Origin of the sequence: Brochothrix thermosphacta DSM 20171 = FSL F6-1036, assembly GCF_036884295.1 — a bacterium.
Classification (GTDB): domain Bacteria; phylum Bacillota; class Bacilli; order Lactobacillales; family Listeriaceae; genus Brochothrix; species Brochothrix thermosphacta.
Window position 1 is genome coordinate 2,066,449 of record NZ_CP145608.1, and the last position, 17,353, is coordinate 2,083,801.

19 protein-coding genes are annotated in these 17,353 nt (G+C 35.4%); 3 read left to right on the plus strand and 16 right to left on the minus strand.

The window, feature by feature from the left end; translation table 11 throughout:
• Positions 1 to 87: 87 nt before the first annotated feature.
• From V6S17_RS10350 to V6S17_RS10380, 7 genes are all read right to left on the minus strand, one after another.
• A complete protein-coding gene (locus tag V6S17_RS10350; RefSeq protein WP_029091383.1) occupies positions 88 to 1,818 on the minus strand; it encodes a pyruvate oxidase in 1,731 nt (576 codons plus the stop codon).
• A gap of 207 nt (positions 1,819 to 2,025) precedes the next feature.
• Positions 2,026 to 2,574 carry a DJ-1 family glyoxalase III gene (locus tag V6S17_RS10355; RefSeq protein ID WP_029091382.1) on the minus strand — a complete coding sequence of 183 codons (549 nt, stop codon included), beginning with the start codon at positions 2,572 to 2,574 and terminating at the stop codon, positions 2,026 to 2,028.
• Positions 2,575 to 2,589: 15 nt separating this feature from the next.
• Positions 2,590 to 3,354 carry an archaetidylserine decarboxylase gene (asd, locus tag V6S17_RS10360; protein WP_029091381.1) on the minus strand — a complete coding sequence of 255 codons (765 nt, stop codon included), beginning with the start codon at positions 3,352 to 3,354 and terminating at the stop codon, positions 2,590 to 2,592.
• Entirely contained in the window at positions 3,347 to 3,835 is a 489-nt protein-coding gene (locus V6S17_RS10365) for a DedA family protein (RefSeq protein ID WP_029091380.1), read from the minus strand. The genes asd and V6S17_RS10365 overlap by 8 nt, the downstream gene beginning before the upstream one ends.
• A gap of 3 nt (positions 3,836 to 3,838) precedes the next feature.
• Complete coding sequence (gene pssA / locus V6S17_RS10370; protein ID WP_051457389.1) at positions 3,839 to 4,354, minus strand: CDP-diacylglycerol--serine O-phosphatidyltransferase; 516 nt, start codon at positions 4,352 to 4,354, stop codon at positions 3,839 to 3,841.
• Between the two features lie 270 nt (positions 4,355 to 4,624).
• The gene (locus V6S17_RS10375) at positions 4,625 to 5,260 is read right to left on the minus strand and encodes a response regulator transcription factor (protein ID WP_051457388.1); all 636 of its coding nucleotides are present in this window, start codon (positions 5,258 to 5,260) and stop codon (positions 4,625 to 4,627) included.
• 335 nt (positions 5,261 to 5,595) lie between these two features.
• A complete protein-coding gene (locus V6S17_RS10380; RefSeq protein WP_029091378.1) occupies positions 5,596 to 6,132 on the minus strand; it encodes a YceI family protein in 537 nt (178 codons plus the stop codon).
• A gap of 199 nt (positions 6,133 to 6,331) precedes the next feature.
• Here V6S17_RS10380 and V6S17_RS10385 point away from each other — a divergent pair, with 199 nt between their 5' ends.
• Entirely contained in the window at positions 6,332 to 7,327 is a 996-nt protein-coding gene (locus V6S17_RS10385) for a Gfo/Idh/MocA family protein (protein ID WP_029091377.1), read from the plus strand.
• Positions 7,328 to 7,409: 82 nt separating this feature from the next.
• On the opposite strand, the gene V6S17_RS10390 is transcribed toward V6S17_RS10385, so the two are convergent.
• Positions 7,410 to 7,871 carry an S-ribosylhomocysteine lyase gene (locus V6S17_RS10390; RefSeq protein ID WP_029091376.1) on the minus strand — a complete coding sequence of 154 codons (462 nt, stop codon included), beginning with the start codon at positions 7,869 to 7,871 and terminating at the stop codon, positions 7,410 to 7,412.
• Positions 7,872 to 7,905: 34 nt separating this feature from the next.
• Positions 7,906 to 8,529, minus strand: a complete 624-nt coding sequence (locus V6S17_RS10395) for a copper homeostasis protein CutC (protein WP_029091375.1) — start codon at positions 8,527 to 8,529, stop codon at positions 7,906 to 7,908.
• 171 nt (positions 8,530 to 8,700) lie between these two features.
• Between V6S17_RS10395 and V6S17_RS10400 the strand changes: the two genes are divergently transcribed.
• Both V6S17_RS10400 and V6S17_RS10405 read left to right on the plus strand, forming a co-directional pair.
• Positions 8,701 to 9,525, plus strand: a complete 825-nt coding sequence (locus V6S17_RS10400) for an alpha/beta hydrolase (protein ID WP_051457387.1) — start codon at positions 8,701 to 8,703, stop codon at positions 9,523 to 9,525.
• Between the two features lie 17 nt (positions 9,526 to 9,542).
• Complete coding sequence (locus V6S17_RS10405) at positions 9,543 to 10,382, plus strand: alpha/beta hydrolase (RefSeq protein ID WP_029091373.1); 840 nt, start codon at positions 9,543 to 9,545, stop codon at positions 10,380 to 10,382.
• A gap of 46 nt (positions 10,383 to 10,428) precedes the next feature.
• Here the strand turns inward: V6S17_RS10405 and V6S17_RS10410 are convergent, their stop codons facing one another.
• The 7 genes from V6S17_RS10410 to V6S17_RS10440 form a co-directional block, all read right to left on the minus strand.
• Complete coding sequence (locus V6S17_RS10410; protein ID WP_051457386.1) at positions 10,429 to 11,208, minus strand: GNAT family N-acetyltransferase; 780 nt, start codon at positions 11,206 to 11,208, stop codon at positions 10,429 to 10,431.
• 107 nt (positions 11,209 to 11,315) lie between these two features.
• Positions 11,316 to 11,627, minus strand: a complete 312-nt coding sequence (locus V6S17_RS10415; protein WP_029091372.1) for a PTS lactose/cellobiose transporter subunit IIA — start codon at positions 11,625 to 11,627, stop codon at positions 11,316 to 11,318.
• Positions 11,628 to 11,630: 3 nt separating this feature from the next.
• Positions 11,631 to 12,461: an ROK family protein gene (locus tag V6S17_RS10420; RefSeq protein WP_051535968.1), complete on the minus strand. Its 831-nt coding sequence runs from the start codon at positions 12,459 to 12,461 to the stop codon at positions 11,631 to 11,633.
• Positions 12,462 to 12,540: 79 nt separating this feature from the next.
• Positions 12,541 to 13,878 carry a PTS sugar transporter subunit IIC gene (locus V6S17_RS10425; RefSeq protein WP_029091370.1) on the minus strand — a complete coding sequence of 446 codons (1,338 nt, stop codon included), beginning with the start codon at positions 13,876 to 13,878 and terminating at the stop codon, positions 12,541 to 12,543.
• A 55-nt stretch (positions 13,879 to 13,933) separates the two neighbouring features.
• A complete protein-coding gene (locus V6S17_RS10430) occupies positions 13,934 to 14,239 on the minus strand; it encodes a PTS sugar transporter subunit IIB (RefSeq protein ID WP_029091369.1) in 306 nt (101 codons plus the stop codon).
• A gap of 648 nt (positions 14,240 to 14,887) precedes the next feature.
• Entirely contained in the window at positions 14,888 to 16,333 is a 1,446-nt protein-coding gene (locus V6S17_RS10435) for a glycoside hydrolase family 1 protein (RefSeq protein WP_029091368.1), read from the minus strand.
• Positions 16,334 to 16,599: 266 nt separating this feature from the next.
• Positions 16,600 to 17,331: a MurR/RpiR family transcriptional regulator gene (locus V6S17_RS10440; RefSeq protein ID WP_029091367.1), complete on the minus strand. Its 732-nt coding sequence runs from the start codon at positions 17,329 to 17,331 to the stop codon at positions 16,600 to 16,602.
• Positions 17,332 to 17,353 lie beyond the last annotated feature (22 nt).

Genomic DNA, 17,353 nt, shown 5'->3' on the forward strand with positions numbered 1-17,353 from the left:
ATAAAAAAAGAACTATCTTTAGAAGATAGCTCCAATTTCACATACGTTCATCACAATTGCTCTATTAAAAATTAAACACTCATCATTTTAAAAGAATTGGCGCATTACATCTTTTAACGGTGGCATTGACGCAATTCGTTTTTCCTCTAAAGCCGTTCTAATCTCAAATTTCGCAAAACCTTTTGCTTCATCCATCACAATTTTACCTGGTAGTGGTGCTGCTTCAGGATCAACAACAACATCGATAATTACTGGACAATTATCTGCTTTCGCTGCTGTAAACACCGCTTCTAAATCAGCGGTGTTCTCAACACGGTAGCCCTTACCACCACACGCTTCTGCGTATTTGGCAAAATTGATATCGCCATGATCAATTCCATAATTCAACTGACCTTGAGCTTGTTGTTCATATTTAATAAACGATAATTGCTTATTGCTTAAAACAACATTAATTATTGGTAAATCATAATAAACTGCTGTAGCAAAATCTTGCATTACCATTGAAAATGCACCATCTCCTTGTAAAGAGATAACTTGTCTATTTGGATAAGCAATTTTAGAAGCAATTGCTCCTGGTAAAGCACAACCCATTGTGCCTAACCAAGCCGACACAAGAAAATCATTTTTTTGACCTAGCTTCAAATAGCGAGTGCTCCATACAGTTGAAGTCCCAACATCTATTGAGAAAATAGCATCCTCATCAGCGATACGTTGCATTTGTTTAATGACTGCTTGTGGTGCGATTGGTGAAGTGTCACGAGCCATATGTTCTTCCATCCATTTCCACCACGTTTGCATATTTTTAGTACAAGCTTGTAAGAACGGACGGTTGGTTACTTCTTCACCATGAGCTGTTAAGTACGCCAACGCTTCTTTGGAATCGCCTACAATACCGACTGTAACATCATGTCTTTTCCCCATGCGTGAAGGTTCTATTTCAATTTGAATACATTTAACATCTTTAGGTAAATAAGTTCCGTATGGATAATCGTTACCTACCATTAATAATAAATCAGCTTCTTGCATTGCTTCAAAAGCTGGTTTTGTTCCAATTTTCCCAATGTTCCCTAAATAATTTGAATGTTCATCAGGCATAATTCCTTTTCCTGGCAAGGTTGACATCACTGGAATATCAAATCGTTCTGAAAAAGCCAAAACTTCAGCTTTCGCTTTTTTTGTACCCGTACCAATTAACATTACCGGTTTTTTTGACTCATTAATCAATGCCACTGCAGCTTCTAAATCAGGCGTATTTAACCCTACTTGTGTTGGCTTTTTAGCTTCTTTAACACGTTCTACTGTATCAACAATTTTGTTAGCAGGAATATCATCAGGAATTATAACAACTGCTACGCCTCGTTTCTCATATGCTGTACGAATCGCTTGATCAACAATAAGTGGTAATTGTTCTGGACGAGTAATTTCCTTGTTAAAGACAGCAACATCTTCGAAAATTGCTGAAGTATTTACCTCTTGAAAATAATCGCTATTTGCAAGGTCACTCGGTATTTGACCAACTAACACCAATTGCGGTACTTTATCCATTTTCGCATCATACATTCCGTTTAATAAATGAATCGCCCCAGGACCACCGATTGATAACGCAACTCCGATTTTTCCTGTCAATTTTGTATAGGCTGCTGCCGAAAGTGAAGCAACTTCTTCATGACGCACATGGATGAACTTAATAGCTTCCTGTTCTTTTTGTAACGCATCAACGATATGATCAATTGAATCTCCTGGTAGTCCATAAACATGGTCTACATCCCAATTTTTCAATACATTCACTACTGCGCTACCTGCATTAATTTTCGCCATTTTATATTCCTCCTCAGGTTGAAAACCTATTCTATCTTCCTTGATTACACCCTCATACTAACAACAATATTTTTATTTTTCAACAATTCAATTCACAATCTCACTTTACAAACACATTGATAATACTATGTTATAACAGTTAAATACCCTGTTTTTCACAAATTAAAAACGATAGTAGTTACCTACTATCGTTCACTTTAAAACTTATTATTTATGCAAAATCGCTAACGAAATTTCATTCGCTACATCAGGATAACCTAATTCTGAAACAAGTATTAAGGCGAATTCAATTGTTGTTCCAGCAGCACGTGATGTAATAATATGCCCTGAAATAACCACTGACTTTTCTTCATAAATTGGTGTCACTATTTGCGGTTTCATCGCTGGAAAACTGGTAGCATGGTGCCCTTTTAAAATACCAGCTTCTTCCAATGCAATCGGTGCCGCACAGATTGCTGCGATTTTCAATTTCGCTTGGTGATGACGTTTAATTATCTGTTGCACAACAGGATCTGAGCGCAATGCTTCTGCACTGCCGCCACCACCTGGAAGGTAGATGAGATCAAATTGTTTTTCTGCGACTGTATCTAATGTAATATCCGCATTCACCTCAATTTGATGCGCACCCTTCACCGTTATATCATTGGTTAATGAGGCCACTTGTACATCAAACTCTGCTCGTCTAAAAATGTCAATTGCGCTAATAGCCTCTATTTCCTCAAAACCTTCAGCTAAAAATACCAATACATCTGTCATGTTATCAACACCCCTTTATTTATAGTCAGCAATCCCACTTCGTACTTTAATAAATTTACCTGGCGCAAGATCTTGCTGCCATTCTAGTTGTTTATCTGGTGACAGTAATACTACCGTTGATCCAAACGTAAAGTAGCCTACTTCTTGCCCTTGTTTTTCAGAACCTGCCTCATAACTATCAACAATCGAATTGATATTCAATGCACCTACAGCAATCAATAGGGTCTCTTCACCAATTTGATAAGCAATACGATGATTTTTAACATATAATTTATCAACGTTATCAAGTCCCCAATCATTGACAGGAAAACTGACCTTACCAAATTCAGCAAGCTTCTTTACTTTACCCGTTACTGGAGAATGATATCGATGGTATTGACTTGGACTGAGGTAAACGATAATAAAACTGCCTCCATTACCAAATTTCCCAGCAGTTCGATCATCTAACAACTCATTTAATCGATACTTTGTTCCTTTGACAGTAAATGTTTGTTCTTTATCAATTTCACCAAACTCTTGAACAAATCCGTCTACAGGACTTACCCAATCATTTGCTGCTATCGGACGTTTCTCTAAATTAATTTCGCGTGCAAAAAATGCAGATAAACTCTTGTAACTTTTTATATCTGCTACCATATCACCTTGATTTATTTGATAATGCTTTGCAAAAACAGGGATCAATGGACGACTTATTTTTGATAAAGTTAGCGCCTTCAACGGATATGAAAAAAAGCCTAATGAAAGAATACGTGCACCTATAATTAATAATTTATTAAACATTTAAAACTCCTATAAATTTACCAATGAGTATAAAAAACGAGCTCCATATAAGAGCACCTGCAAAGGCAAAAACCATATATTTTTTTAATGAAATCTTAGAAATTCCACAGAAATAACAAATTGCGTGTCGAAAACCAGGAATAAAATAACCAAAGGTTACTGTGTAATAACCAAACTTCATCATCCATTTTTCAACACGTAAAAGTCTTTTGGTGGTTAAACCAATCCACTTCCCCACACGATAAATAATTGGGCGGCCTATTTTAGACCCAACAAAGTAACTGACAACCATCCCTAAAAAAGAACCTAAAGTTGCAATCAGTATTGCAACTGGTGTACTTAAAAAACCGACACTACAATAGTATCCGATCGTCGTCATTAAAACTTCATCGGGTACCGGCAGTCCAATAAGGCCTAAAAAAAGTGAAACAAAAATTGCAAGATACCCATAATTAAGAATAAACCATTCAATTTTATCCATTACTTAGACCTCTATTTCTTCTTTCGCATGCCCTAATTTTTTAACATGGATGTTACTAACCATCAAACCACCGAGTACTACGATAACTAACCCACATAAAATGCTCGGTAATATTTGAACAATAAGTAATGCAACTAATGCAGCAGCCGGAACTGGTAAACCAATAAAATAATTCAATTGTGACTGTGCCACGTTAAAACGTGCAAGCCTCACAATCGCTCCAATAGAAAATGCAAACATACTTAATATTGTCCAAAATCCCATGCCGTTGACTGCAAAATGGATAATCATCGGCGCTACACCAAATGTCACAACATCAGCTAACGAATCGAGTTCTTTTCCAATCGGAGAACACACATTAAGAAGCCGAGCTGAGTAACCATCAAAACAATCAAACAGCATTCCCATTAATATCATCACTACTGCATAGAATATATAACCGTGTGACGCAAATAAAATAGCACTGATTCCAGCTATAAAATTACTGATTGTAAGTATCGAAGGAACATATTTCACCATCGACACCTCCTTCCTAATCTCCCTATCATTATATACCTTTCTATAGTTCTTTCATACCGCTTTAATGATTTTTGCAGTAATATATACGTTGTAAGCAAAAAAAATAGTACATGAGCTCATTCAACAGAGATTATTCATTCAATAAAAAAGAACATCTGCTAAAAATCAGCAGTTTTCATTTCTGCATTAATTTTTATAAGATGCTCTACTATTTATTTTATATTCATCATTGTTATTAAATAACACATGCTTGCAAGAAAAATTACGCCTTTATAATGAATACTCATATTCTTCTGTTGGATTTATATCACTATGTGAACGAACTTTTAAGATGACTTGATTACGACTTTTAACATTCATTTTTTGCAAAATATGACTGACATGATTTTTCACCGTATTTTCACTTAAACCTAACTTATCAGCAATTTTTTCATTATTGAACTGTCCAATGATTAATTGTAATACATCACTTTCACGCGCAGTAAGCTTATAGCGTATTGCACCATTAAGACCTCGATCTTTTTTCAATTCTATAACATTATTCATAAAAAAAGGATCAATAAAAGTTTCTTTATTTAGCACAGCCTCTAAACCACTATGTAAATTTTCTTTGCTTATACTAAAAGAAAAGAACCCTTTTACTTTATTGTTGCATGATCTCGAATTAAATGATTGTGAAAAAAGCACGTACTTTGTTTTTGCTTCATTGTAATCGACCCGATTACTTCCTGAATATTCAGCATCTATCACACAAATTTTCGCCTCTGCTGTTCTTACATCTTCATACGCTCTATAATGCTTTGTTTTTATATGATTTTCCTGAATAACATTAACCAGTGACTCATCCAACATACTCTTTATGCCCTCACAAAAAATATTACGTCCTCGCAGCTCAATATAAATCATTTTTTTGCCTCCCCATAAAGATTAAAATTTTAAAAAATAAAATTACATTTACCCTCGTACTTAGGTACATTCCCCTTTTTTAGAAAAAGAAACTTATTACTAGCCATTTTTCGTAAATTTTATTTTAAAATCCGCTTCCTCTTTAAGTCTATCCTCTTAAAATACTAACAGTATGAGTCTTGAAAGTCCATTGTTAAAGAACAACAGCCGCTTGATTCGCCCTTATTAATTTTTCTGTGTCATTAGACCTAATTTTTTTAAAGAAAAAAATTTTATAAAAAAAACTCAAGATGAGTAACGATACTCCCATCCTGAGGTTTCAGAAAATTATTTAATTATTCAGCAGTTGAAACTTCAATTTCAACACTAATTTTAATATCATCACCAATAAGCACGCCACCTGTTTCTAATGGTGAATTGTAGACAATACCGAAATCTTTACGGCTAATTGTTGTATTTGCTGAAAAACCTGCAACTGTAGTGCCATCCATCGGGTTTTTACTTTGACCTTCAAAAGTGACATCAAATGTCACTGGTTGAGTCACACCAGCTAAACTTAATTCACCAGCCATGTTATATTTGTCACCAGATTTTTTTGTGATTTCAGTTGCTTTGAAATCAATTGTAGGGAATTTTTCAACGTTAAAGAAATCTTCACCTTTAATGTGTCCATCACGTTGTTCTTGTTTTGTATTAACACTATCTGCTTCAATAGTAAAACTAATATCTGCAGTAGTTAAATCTTCAACATCCATTGTGATATCTGCACTAAATTTTTCGAATGTTCCTTTTACTTTTGAAATCATCATGTGTTTTACTTGGAAATCCACTGAAGAATGTGCTGCATCTAAGATATATTTACTTTTTGTCATTTTAATTCCTCCTAATTTGTTTGTTATCTGTTTATATATGTATAATAACACACTTACTTTATGTAAGCAAGTTATTTATAGTATACACTATTTTATTTTCCCTCTTTTTATTGACACTAAACATTTCTATAATTTCTAAGTACCTATTTCCGAAAAATTTTATGCTATAATTATGTAAAATATGAAACGAGGCGATTATATGATAAATTATGCAGTTATTGGAACAAGTATGATTACAGGAAAGTTCATTGAATCCGCACAAGCAACAAATAAATGGGACCTCACAACAATTTATTCACGAACTGCAGAAAAAGCAGAGAACTTTATAGATTCAGAAGCTTTAAAGGATATTACAATTGAAACGGACTGGAATGTTTTTTTAAATTCTACTCATTTTTCAACCGTTTATATTGCCTCACCAAATAGTATCCATTTTCAACAAGCAATTGCTCTTTTAAAAGCAAAGAAAAATGTTGTTGTTGAAAAACCAATTTTCCCTACTGCTGCCGAATTAAAAGAGGCACAACGTATCGCTAAAGAAAATAATGTTTTCATTTTTGAAGCAGCACGTCATATTCATGAAGCGAACTTTAAAATTGTTAAAGAATTAGTAGCAAATACACCTAACATAGAAGGCGCTACATTTGCCTATTCAAAATATTCATCTCGTTATGATCAAGTACTTAACGGTGAACAACCTAATATCTTTACCACTAAATTTGCAGGTGGCGCATTAGTCGATTTAGGCATTTATCTTGTTTATTCAGCTGTTGCGTGGTTCGGTGTTCCCGAGCGTTCACATTATTTTGCCAAAAAAATTGTAACTGGTGTTGATGGTTCTGGCACAATCATTTTAGAATATCCTGATTTCAATGTCACTTTACTTACAGGTAAAATAGTTCAATCATACCTAGGTTCTGAAATTTACAGCAACCAGTCAACCATTTTATTGGATGCTGTGAATGCAATCACAACAATTGATGTTTGGGACAGAAAAACAGATACTACAACAGCTAAAGGCGTAGAAGCTCCTGAGCTATTGCTTTATGATGAAGCGATTGCTTTTGCAAGTGTTATTAATAATCCAACAGATGCTAAAGCTCTTGAGGATTATCGTGAATGGTCAGAATTAAGCCTTAACGTTACTACTTTAGTAGAAAGTTTACGTAAAGATGCTGGTATTGTATACGATTAAGTGAAAATAAAAAAATAGTAAACCGTTATGAACGATTTACTACAACTCAGCAATTCACTTTTTAGTGAGTTGCTTTTTATTTCTAAAAAATACGTTTAAAAGGATCGCGACTAATACCTTGATTTAAAACATTCTCGGCATAAATTTTAGCAGAAAATAAAGAATGATCTTTATAATTACCACATTCTAATGCTGAAACCGCAGGTACATCCACAGTTTCAATGATACGTTTCAATGTTTTTTCTAAAGCGACAGCAATCTCTTCAGGTTCATGTAAATCCCATAAAATTAAGTAAAAGCCTGTACGGCATCCCATTGGCGAAATATCAATAATGCCTTCTACTTCGTCCCGTAAATAAGTAGCAAGTAAATGTTCTAAGGTATGAACTGCAGCTGTTGGTAGTGAATCTTCATTAGGTTGTAAAAAACGTAAATCATATTTTTGAACAGTACTTCCTTGCGGGCTTGTTTCCACACCTGCTGCTCTAACATAAGGTGCTTTTACAATCGTGTGATCCAATTCAAAACTCTCTACTCTCGCCATATCGCTCATCCTCTTTTCTAGTATTTTAAAATTGTTAAACTAAACGCGTACCATGAACTTCGTGAACAGCTAAATTTTCTGCTACAGATGCCATATTCTCTTTTGTAATCCCACCACCAGGTAATATAATTAGGCGATTACCAGCATATTCTTGATATTGGCGTAATCTGTCATAATTATCTGAAAGTGCAGTATTTAGTGGACCTCCATGTGTCAAGATACGATGTACTCCTTGCTCAGCTAACCAATCAATTGCCGCCAGTGGCTCGTTTAATTCGTCAAACGCCATATGAAAAGTTAATAAAGCACCCTGAGCTGCTGAAATAATTGCTTGATTGGCTGCTAAATCTAAGTTATTGTCAGCTGTTAAACAGCCAAAAACAATACCATCCATACCAAGTTCACGATAAGCCGCCACATCTGTAAGCATGCTACGTAACTCCGCTTCTGAAAAAACAAAATTACCTTTACGTGGACGTACCATGGCCATTATCGGCACTTTATGTTTCTTGCTAATACTAAGTGCCTCTTTAGCAACACCGATACTAACAGACGTTCCGCCTTCTGCTAGATTATCACACAATTCAATGCGATCAACTTCTCCAATAATTTTCGGTAATCGTTCAAAATTTTCTACACAAACTTCTTTTAATAACACAGACTAACCTCCTTTATAGTTTGTTTTATTATAGCTCAATTTCTCTTCTAAAAAAAATATTTTCGCTCCTTAACATTGAGATGTCACATACAACAAATATTGTTATAACAGTCAGCAATTTATGTTATAATTAGCTCAACTTACAATCTACTGCAAGGAGGTCGGAATTATATGAAAAAACAGTTTCTTATTATGATAAGTCTGCTGCTTCTCTTCATTAGTGGTTGTCAATCAAACAAAACAGAAGCTGCTTTTTCTCCGAGAAAGGAAACAGCGATTCCAATTATTTTAGTGCCTGGCACCAATGCAACGGAAGATCGTTTTGATGAATTTACTGATGATTTAAAAATAAGTTATTTACATAAAGCCGATGCTCTTAAAGTAACTGTTAAAAAAGATCAAACATTATCATATAGTGGAAAAGCTTTAACATCTAAAAATCATCGTCCGTTTATTGTAATCGCTTTTGAAGATAACTCAGAGAAAGGTATTTTAAAACAAGCGGAATGGCTTGCGATTGCTCTAAATGATCTTTATGGAAAATATCATTTCTCTACTTTTGATGCTATTGGTCATTCTAATGGTGGTCTTGTTTTAACTAATTTTTTAGAATACCATAGCACCGAAATTGAACCTCATCTCCGTAAATTGGTGACTGTATCAACACCTTATAACGACACAGATGAAAAAGATAATGGTAGCGCCCATGATTTGAAGAAATTACCGAAAAAAACTAGTCTATTGCAGACGTTTATTGATCGTAAAGGTTTTATCCCAAAAAGTATTTCAGTATTGAATATTACTGGCGATTTAAAAAATAATCATGTATCCGATGGAATAGTCCCAGTAAACAGTGCGTTAGCTGGTGAACTAATCTACAAAGGAACTGTCAGTTCATACTCGAGTAAGATATATAATGGGAACGATACTGGACATAGCGATATTTTATCTAATAAACATGTTCAAACGCGTATCATCCATTTTCTATTCAAATAATAATGAGGTGACCTTTTTTGAAAAATTATCAACTGATCTTTTTTGCTTTGATAGCCTTACTCATACTTACCTCTTGTACAAAAGAGTCTGATTCAAAAGAGACTCGCGAGCAATTGCCTGTCACCAAAAATAGCCAACCGATTGTTCTAGTACCCGGGACAAATGGCACAGCAAATGATTTCGACGATTTTATAGCTGATGTTTCAAAAATATATGATTATCAACCTGAAATATTGCGTCTAACAGTTAATGAAGATAATAGCATCATCCACAGTGATGAGCCTCTTAAAAAAAATGCCTATCGACCTTTTATCGTAATTGCGTTTGAAAATGCGACGGAAGACGGTACATTAGAACAGTCTAAACGTCTAAAAACGGCATTAATGTCATTAGAAAAGAAGTATTCTTTTAAAAACTTTGATGCTGTAGGTTATTCTAACGGTGGTTTAGTTTTAACACATTTTCTAAAACACGACGCTAACACAACTAAAATCAAGCTTAGACGAATGGTCACTTTAGCAACACCCTATAATTATTTAAGCATGGACGAAAATGGAAAAGAAAAAAAGGTGACGCCTCTTCCATTTCATTATGAATTACTGACTGAACTATTAACCGATGATGATTCAATTCCGCAAAATATTTCCTACTTAAATATCACAGGTGATATCGACTCTGACCATGGTTCTGACAGTGTCGTTCCCGTTAACAGCGCCTTAGCTGGAAGACTCATTTATCAAGATAAAATCAAGTCATATAAAGAACAAATCTTCTCTGGAAAACAATATAGTCATAGTGGCATTGTTAATGCGACAGCGAGCGAAAAAGCAGTCATGTCGTTTTTATACGGAGACTAAAAATAAAACCGTTGAACTCAGGAAATAAATGAGTTCAGCGGTTTTTTTAATTAAATTTCAATTTTGATAATTGTTTACCTTCGTTATCAAAATTTTCAGGTGATAACCATTTCACGTAGTTTTCTACCTGATTACGCCAAGCTATATCCGTCATTGCATACCAAGTGGTGTCACGATTACGTCCATGTGTCGTCGTAATTTGCTGAAAAAGACCTTCGTATGAAAATCCTAAGCGTTTAGCTGCTTTTTTAGAAGGTTCATTCAATGCATCAGCTTTCCATTCATATCTCCTGAAACCAAGCGTTTCGAATACATAGCGCGCAAGTAAATAATGCGCCTCAGTTGAGACAACTGTTTGTCTCATTTTTTCCGAAAACGTAACCATTCCCACTTCGACAACACCGTTAACGATGTCTAAACGCATCAATGCAAATGTTCCAACTGCTTCATTGTTTGCGTTAATAATCGTAAAACAATCATAATCATTGCTGTTTTCCATTCCCAATACGTAATCATTAAATTCAGAATAGACTGTTGGTACAGCGCTCGGTAGATAAGTCCATTGTTGTGGTGACTGGTTCTGACTAAAAGAGTGAAAGAGACTTTCTGCGTGCGCTTCAGCATTAACTGGCTCTAAACGACAGTATTTACCCGTTAAAACAACTTTTTCAGGCTTTTTGAATGTCAGGGTATCTTCTGCTAAGGCGACTCCCACTGGCTGTCCATAGTCATTCATACGACTATTTATTTCATCAAACTGTTCGTCACCACAGACACACCGAATCTTATCAATTCTACCTAAACCACAACTTTTACAAATCCTCATTTCTTCATCCCCTTAACGCTATTATTTTCATATAACTTAACACGATAACCAATATTAACAAAAAAAGCCCCTGTAGAGCAAATTTATCTCTACAAGAGCTTAATTTTTTATTTTTCCATACGTTTATAAACGTTAACAAACTCAATCACGACTTCGCGTAATGTTTCAGTTGTAATTAAAAGATCCTCAGCATGTACTAATAAAAGTTGAATTTCGACTTTCTCACCTGATGCTTCTTTTTGGATCAATTGGTGGTGCACACTGTGACCTGTTTTTAATGATTCGTTTCCTTCTTCAATTTTACTCTCAGCTTCTGTAAAATCGCCGGTTCTTGCTGCTCGCAAGCCCTCGAGATAGCTACTACGTGCTGAGCCGACATGGCTAATCATACCAAATATAATCGTTTCCATTTCATTCATCTTTTATTCCCCCTGTAGATAATGATAAACTGCCCCTAACAATCCCGCTTGATTACGATGCGTCACTGCCTCAATCACAGTGTCACGTAAACCAAACCATGTCATTTGTTCCTTTAACTCCTCAATAAATGTTGGACGACTGGTAATTCCACCACCAATAAAAATATGTGATGGATCAAAGAGATAGATTAAATTGTACAATCCTGTACAAATACCGTTATAAAATGAAGAGACCAATCGCGTACAAACAACATCACCTGCATCATACCCTGCAAAAATTTCTTCACCTGTAATATCTTCCAATGCACGTTCTGTGTATGCTGCATATTGCATTCTCATACGATAAATCGTCGTTGTATCATTAAGTGTTTGTGTACCCGGCAATGCTGTACCCGGTGTTTCAGTGAACATATAGCCAAATTCGCCCGCTCTATAGCGATTGCCACGAACTAGTTTATCATTCACATAAATGCCGCCACCAATTCCCGTTCCGATTGTTAAGCACAAGAAGTTTTCTAACGGTTTGGCTTTGCCCAACCATTTTTCTGCTAATAATGCACAATTAGCATCATTTTCAATTGCAGTTGGTAGCTTTAAATTTTTTTCTGACCATTCTAACATATTAAATTCATCAAAATCACGAATAGCACCACCCATTGAAATAACACCCGTTTTGGGATTAACGTAACCAGGCGCACTAATTGCAATTCCACTAACTTCTGGATGTGCAATCACCCATTCTTTCATCTCTGATAAAATATGTAAACCATCAAAATGCTGAATCGTCACTTCTTTTGTTTCAACAATTTCGCCATCGGTTAGTACAACGCCCATTTTGAGCGCTGTGCCACCAATATCGAATGCTGCAATACTACTACTCACTGCTATCACATCCTATTACTTAAAATACAATTTATGCTTCAGAAGCACGTTCTTCTGCATCAGCTGCGTTAACTTTATTCGATACCATTACAAACGGTAAGTAAATCAGAACTGATACTGCCAAACATAAGAGACCCACAGCTAAAGCTAAGAAATTACCACCGGTTCCTAAGAACGGAATTAACGGTCCAGGTGTTGTCCAAGGTACTTGATAAGCTATTGGCGGAATAATCTTTGTTGATACAAAGAAGAAACCAATTAACGTATTAATTGCAGGTGTGATGATAAACGGAATAATAAGGATTGGATTCAATACAATCGGTAAACCAAAGATTACTGGTTCATTGATATTGAATAATCCGGGTCCTATCGATAGTTTTGCTATATCACGATAATCCGCTCGACGAGATGCAATGAAGATGGCAATTAACAAACCAAGTGTCATACCAGAACCACCATAGTTAGCGAATGCATCATTTAATCCACCCCATGTTTCAGGATATGGCGCGCCCCAAGCTGTACCATGTGCTGCAACATAAGATAAGTTTTCTAAGTTTGGCTCTGTGAAAATAGTATCGCGAATAGCTGCGATTGTATTTGGGCCGTGAATACCAAGCACCCATAAAATGTTGGAAATGAATCCAAGTAATAAGACTGAATAAATATTGGTACCCATATCTTTTAATGGTGATTGAATAACTGTATAAACCAAATCATTGATCCCTTTTGGTGAAACCAATGTGATTAAATAGTTTAATACTGAGAATAGAATTGTGATAATTACAATTGGAATTAACACTTTAAACGAACGTGCGACTGCGGGTGGTACCTGATCAGGCATTTTTATTAGTAATTTAGGAGAACGTGATAGTCGACTGAAAACCTCGCCGACAATAATACCAACAATAATAGCAACGAAAAGACCTTGAGCTCCTAAAAACTTAACTGTCATATATGCTTGGTTATTTACTGTTTCATACGGTGTATAAACAATAAAGAACGCACCAACAGCTGTTAAACCTGCGAGTAAATCATCTTCCTTAAATGATATCGCCAAATTTCGGGCGACGAGGAAAACAATTAATATTGCCATAATATTCGTGGAACCTTGCATAACCGGTGTAAATAGTGCCTGTGCCGAAGCTAGATTCGGAAAAATCTTTCCTAAGAACAATATTTTCGCAATAAATCCATCTGGTGAAAGAACTGCAAAGTTTAGTAATGTAACAATTGATCCTGCCATAATAAGCGGGAACACCAGGATAAAAGCATCACGAATCGCAGCAATATGGCGCTGCGAGTTTAATTTATTGGCAACTGGTACCAACATTTTTTCCATACCACGTTCAAACTTTGTCATCATACTCATTTCAATTACCCCCCATAGGTCTGATTTTCATTCATCATCACTGATGATTTACCCCTTAGCCTTCGATTGCTTTTAATGCAGTTTCTAAAACGGCTTTCCCATTAATCATTCCATAATCTTTCATTTCAATCACAAGTACAGGAATACGACCAGCTACCATTTCATCAACTTGTGGTTTTTGATAACGTACTTGAGGCCCTAACATTACGATATCTGCTGTATCAATTTTTTTTGATGCTTCTGAAATTGATAAAGCTTCAATCGATACTTCAACGCCAACTTCGTCTGCATGCGCTTTCATTTTGTTAACCAATAAACTTGTAGACATTCCTGCTGCACATACTAATAATATTTCCTTCATAATAAATTCCTCCTCTAAGTGATGTTCATTGATTGATAGATAGACTGATTCGTTATGAATCAGTCTATCCTAAATAAAATTCCTAGTCTAACGAGTATTGAACATATTTTCTCAAACTACAACAACCGATGTTTTTAGCTATTTCAAAAAAATCATTAGACACAGATAGCCTTCTTCATTTTTCTACAATATCTTCAACACCAACCAGGTTGTTTTCGTTCTCAAAGATTCCAATTTATCAGTGTTTTACAAGGTTGAAGATGCTTTTACTCTTCTCTAGCACTTCAACCTAAAACACCTTTAAATTTCATACCCTTATAAAATCTCAAGTACTAGACCTGAAATTTGTATGATAACGTCGAAACATTTCCAGAAAAACTAAGCTGTCTTTATCGAAATTTCATAACGGGATTAAATAATATAACGAGACCTGAAATTTAAGTTTTAAATAGACGTGAATCAGTCTATCCTAACTGAAATTTCTAGTCTAATATGTTATATTTCTAATCCATTCCAATTTGGATAAAGTAGAACGAGCTTATTTTTCTTTCAATAATCAGTCGACGCTCATTAAAATTTCTAGTCTAACGAGTATTGAACATTTTAAAGATTCCAATTTATAAGTGTTTTACAAGGTTGAAGATGCTTTTACTCATCAACTAAATTGGCACCATTTTCTTTAATTGTTTTTTGGTACCAATAAAAGCTGTCTTTCTTATATCTTTTAAGCTCTTTCTCATCGTTTTCTTCACGGTCAACATATACAAAGCCGTAACGTTTTTGGTAACCGTTTAACCAACTTAGTAAGTCAGTGAAGCTCCATGTACAGTAGCCTAACATTTCAACCCCATCTGTAATCGCTTCTTGAATCGCTAATGAATGTTGGCGTAAGTAATCAATTCGATACTCATCGTGAATTTCCTTATCGTCTGTCAAACTATCGTATTCCCCTAAACCATTCTCTGTAATTAAGATTGGTAAACGATAGCGACTTGCGATACGACGCAAACCTATTCTTAAACCAGTTGGGTCAATTTCCCAATCCCAGTTTGTTTTTTCAAGATATGGATTATCTTGTATCTTGAATAGTCCTGGCACACCTTTTTCTTCACTTGTACCTTTTTCACCTGTTGTATTCATTTTACCGTGCCCGACTCCATCAATTGGATTAAAGGCATTTGTCATTGTACGGTAATAGTTTACGCCCATAAAATCTGGCTTTCCTTTTTTCAGTAATTCAGTATCACCTGTTAATATCTCCGGTGCCCAACCTTGTTCTTCTAGCCAGTGGAAGATAGCCTTAGGATACTCACCCCATACATAAATATCCATCCAGAAATTAGCATTAAATTCTTCTGCATTTAAAGCCGCTAATTCATTTTTAGGATGTGCATCAATCGCATAGTTAGGACCATATGCAAAACTTGGACCTATTTTACCTGATGTCCCTAATTCACGGAACTTGTTGATTGCTGAAGCATTTGCTAAGTTTGCGTTATGGTTTGCATTATACATACGTTTTTCATCTGAAACGCCTGGTGGATGGTACGCTAATTGATAACCGTGCGAGATGAACACATTTTGTTCATTCAAAGTTACCCAGTGATGTACTCGCCCGTTGAAACGTTCGAACAAAATTGCAGCATATGTTGTGAAATCTTCAATGATTTGACGTGATTCCCAACCACCATAAGCATCTTGTAGACCTTGAGGAATATCCCAGTGATATAAAGTCACGACAGGTTTAATATTATGAGCAATTAATTCATCAATTAAATCATCATAAAATTGTAAACCTTGTTCATTGATTTCACCTCGACCTGTTGGTAAAACACGGCTCCATGCGATAGAAAAACGATAAGCTTTTAATCCTTGTTCAGCCATTAAAGCCACATCTTCTTTGTAACGATGATAATGGTCCACGGCTACATCACCGTTTGTTTCTTTAAATGTTGTACCTGGAATACGGACAAATTCATCCCATACTGATGGGCCTTTGCCGTCTTTATCCCATGCACCTTCTACTTGGTAGGCTGCTGATGCCGATCCCCATAAGAAATCTTTTGGAAAAGGACTTAAACGTTTATGCTCCATAATTCGTACCTCCAAAAAAACTTTATTTTCCTTGCTCCTTTAATGTATACGCTTTCTTTACTTTGAACAACTGTTTCTGAAGGTTCTGACGATTGTTTCACACGTTAGGAAATTATTTCAGAGCTGAAACACAGCGTTTCACTGTCAAAAACCTTTATTACCAAGGACTATCGTCTTTTTTTAACGTTTTTATCATTTTAAAGCGTTCTCAATACAGTCAAATAAAAAACAGTGTATCTATTTCATACACTGTAACTGGCACCCCGTTAATCATTATGCTCACGATCGTAATTCTTTTTAGCCATTGCTTCTAAAATAAAAAGGACAGGAATTTGAGTGGTGATATTCGTTCGATCAACCATTTCTTGCGTTACATAGTATGAAATATTAACATCAGATAACCCTGCTAATGTATTATGCGTTGTATTTGTAATACTGATAATTTTACTACCGTAATCTAACATGTTATGAGCCTGCTCCAACACCTGATCTGTTTCACCCGATACGGATAATATAATCATGACGGCATTTTTAAATTGTTGTCCTGCATTTGGATAAAAGGGATCCTTTATAAAAAAAGTACGTTGTTTCATATTAGAAAAGAAACGTGAACCATACTCTGCTAAAATGCCTGATGTTCCAATACCAAAGAAAACCACTAAATCAGCTTCATTAATCATATCAACCGCTTCATCTAATATTTCATCATAACCACGGTTCATTGTTCGCTCAAAAAATTCTTCCAACACTTCAACTGTATCGATTGTTTGTGCTTTTTCTTTTTTGACAGCTTCTTGTTTTAATTTAACTTTAAATTCTGAAAAACCTTCACAACCTACTTTACGTGTAAAACGAACAATTGACGCTGGAGAAACATGAGTTGCCTCGGAAAGTTCACGCACTCGCATAAACATCACTTTATCTCGATTATCTCGGATATAGCGATACAAGTGATGTTCCGTTTCAGTGAATTGTCTAACTTCTTCATTTGTAAACATCATGCCACCCACTCCTTCTTAC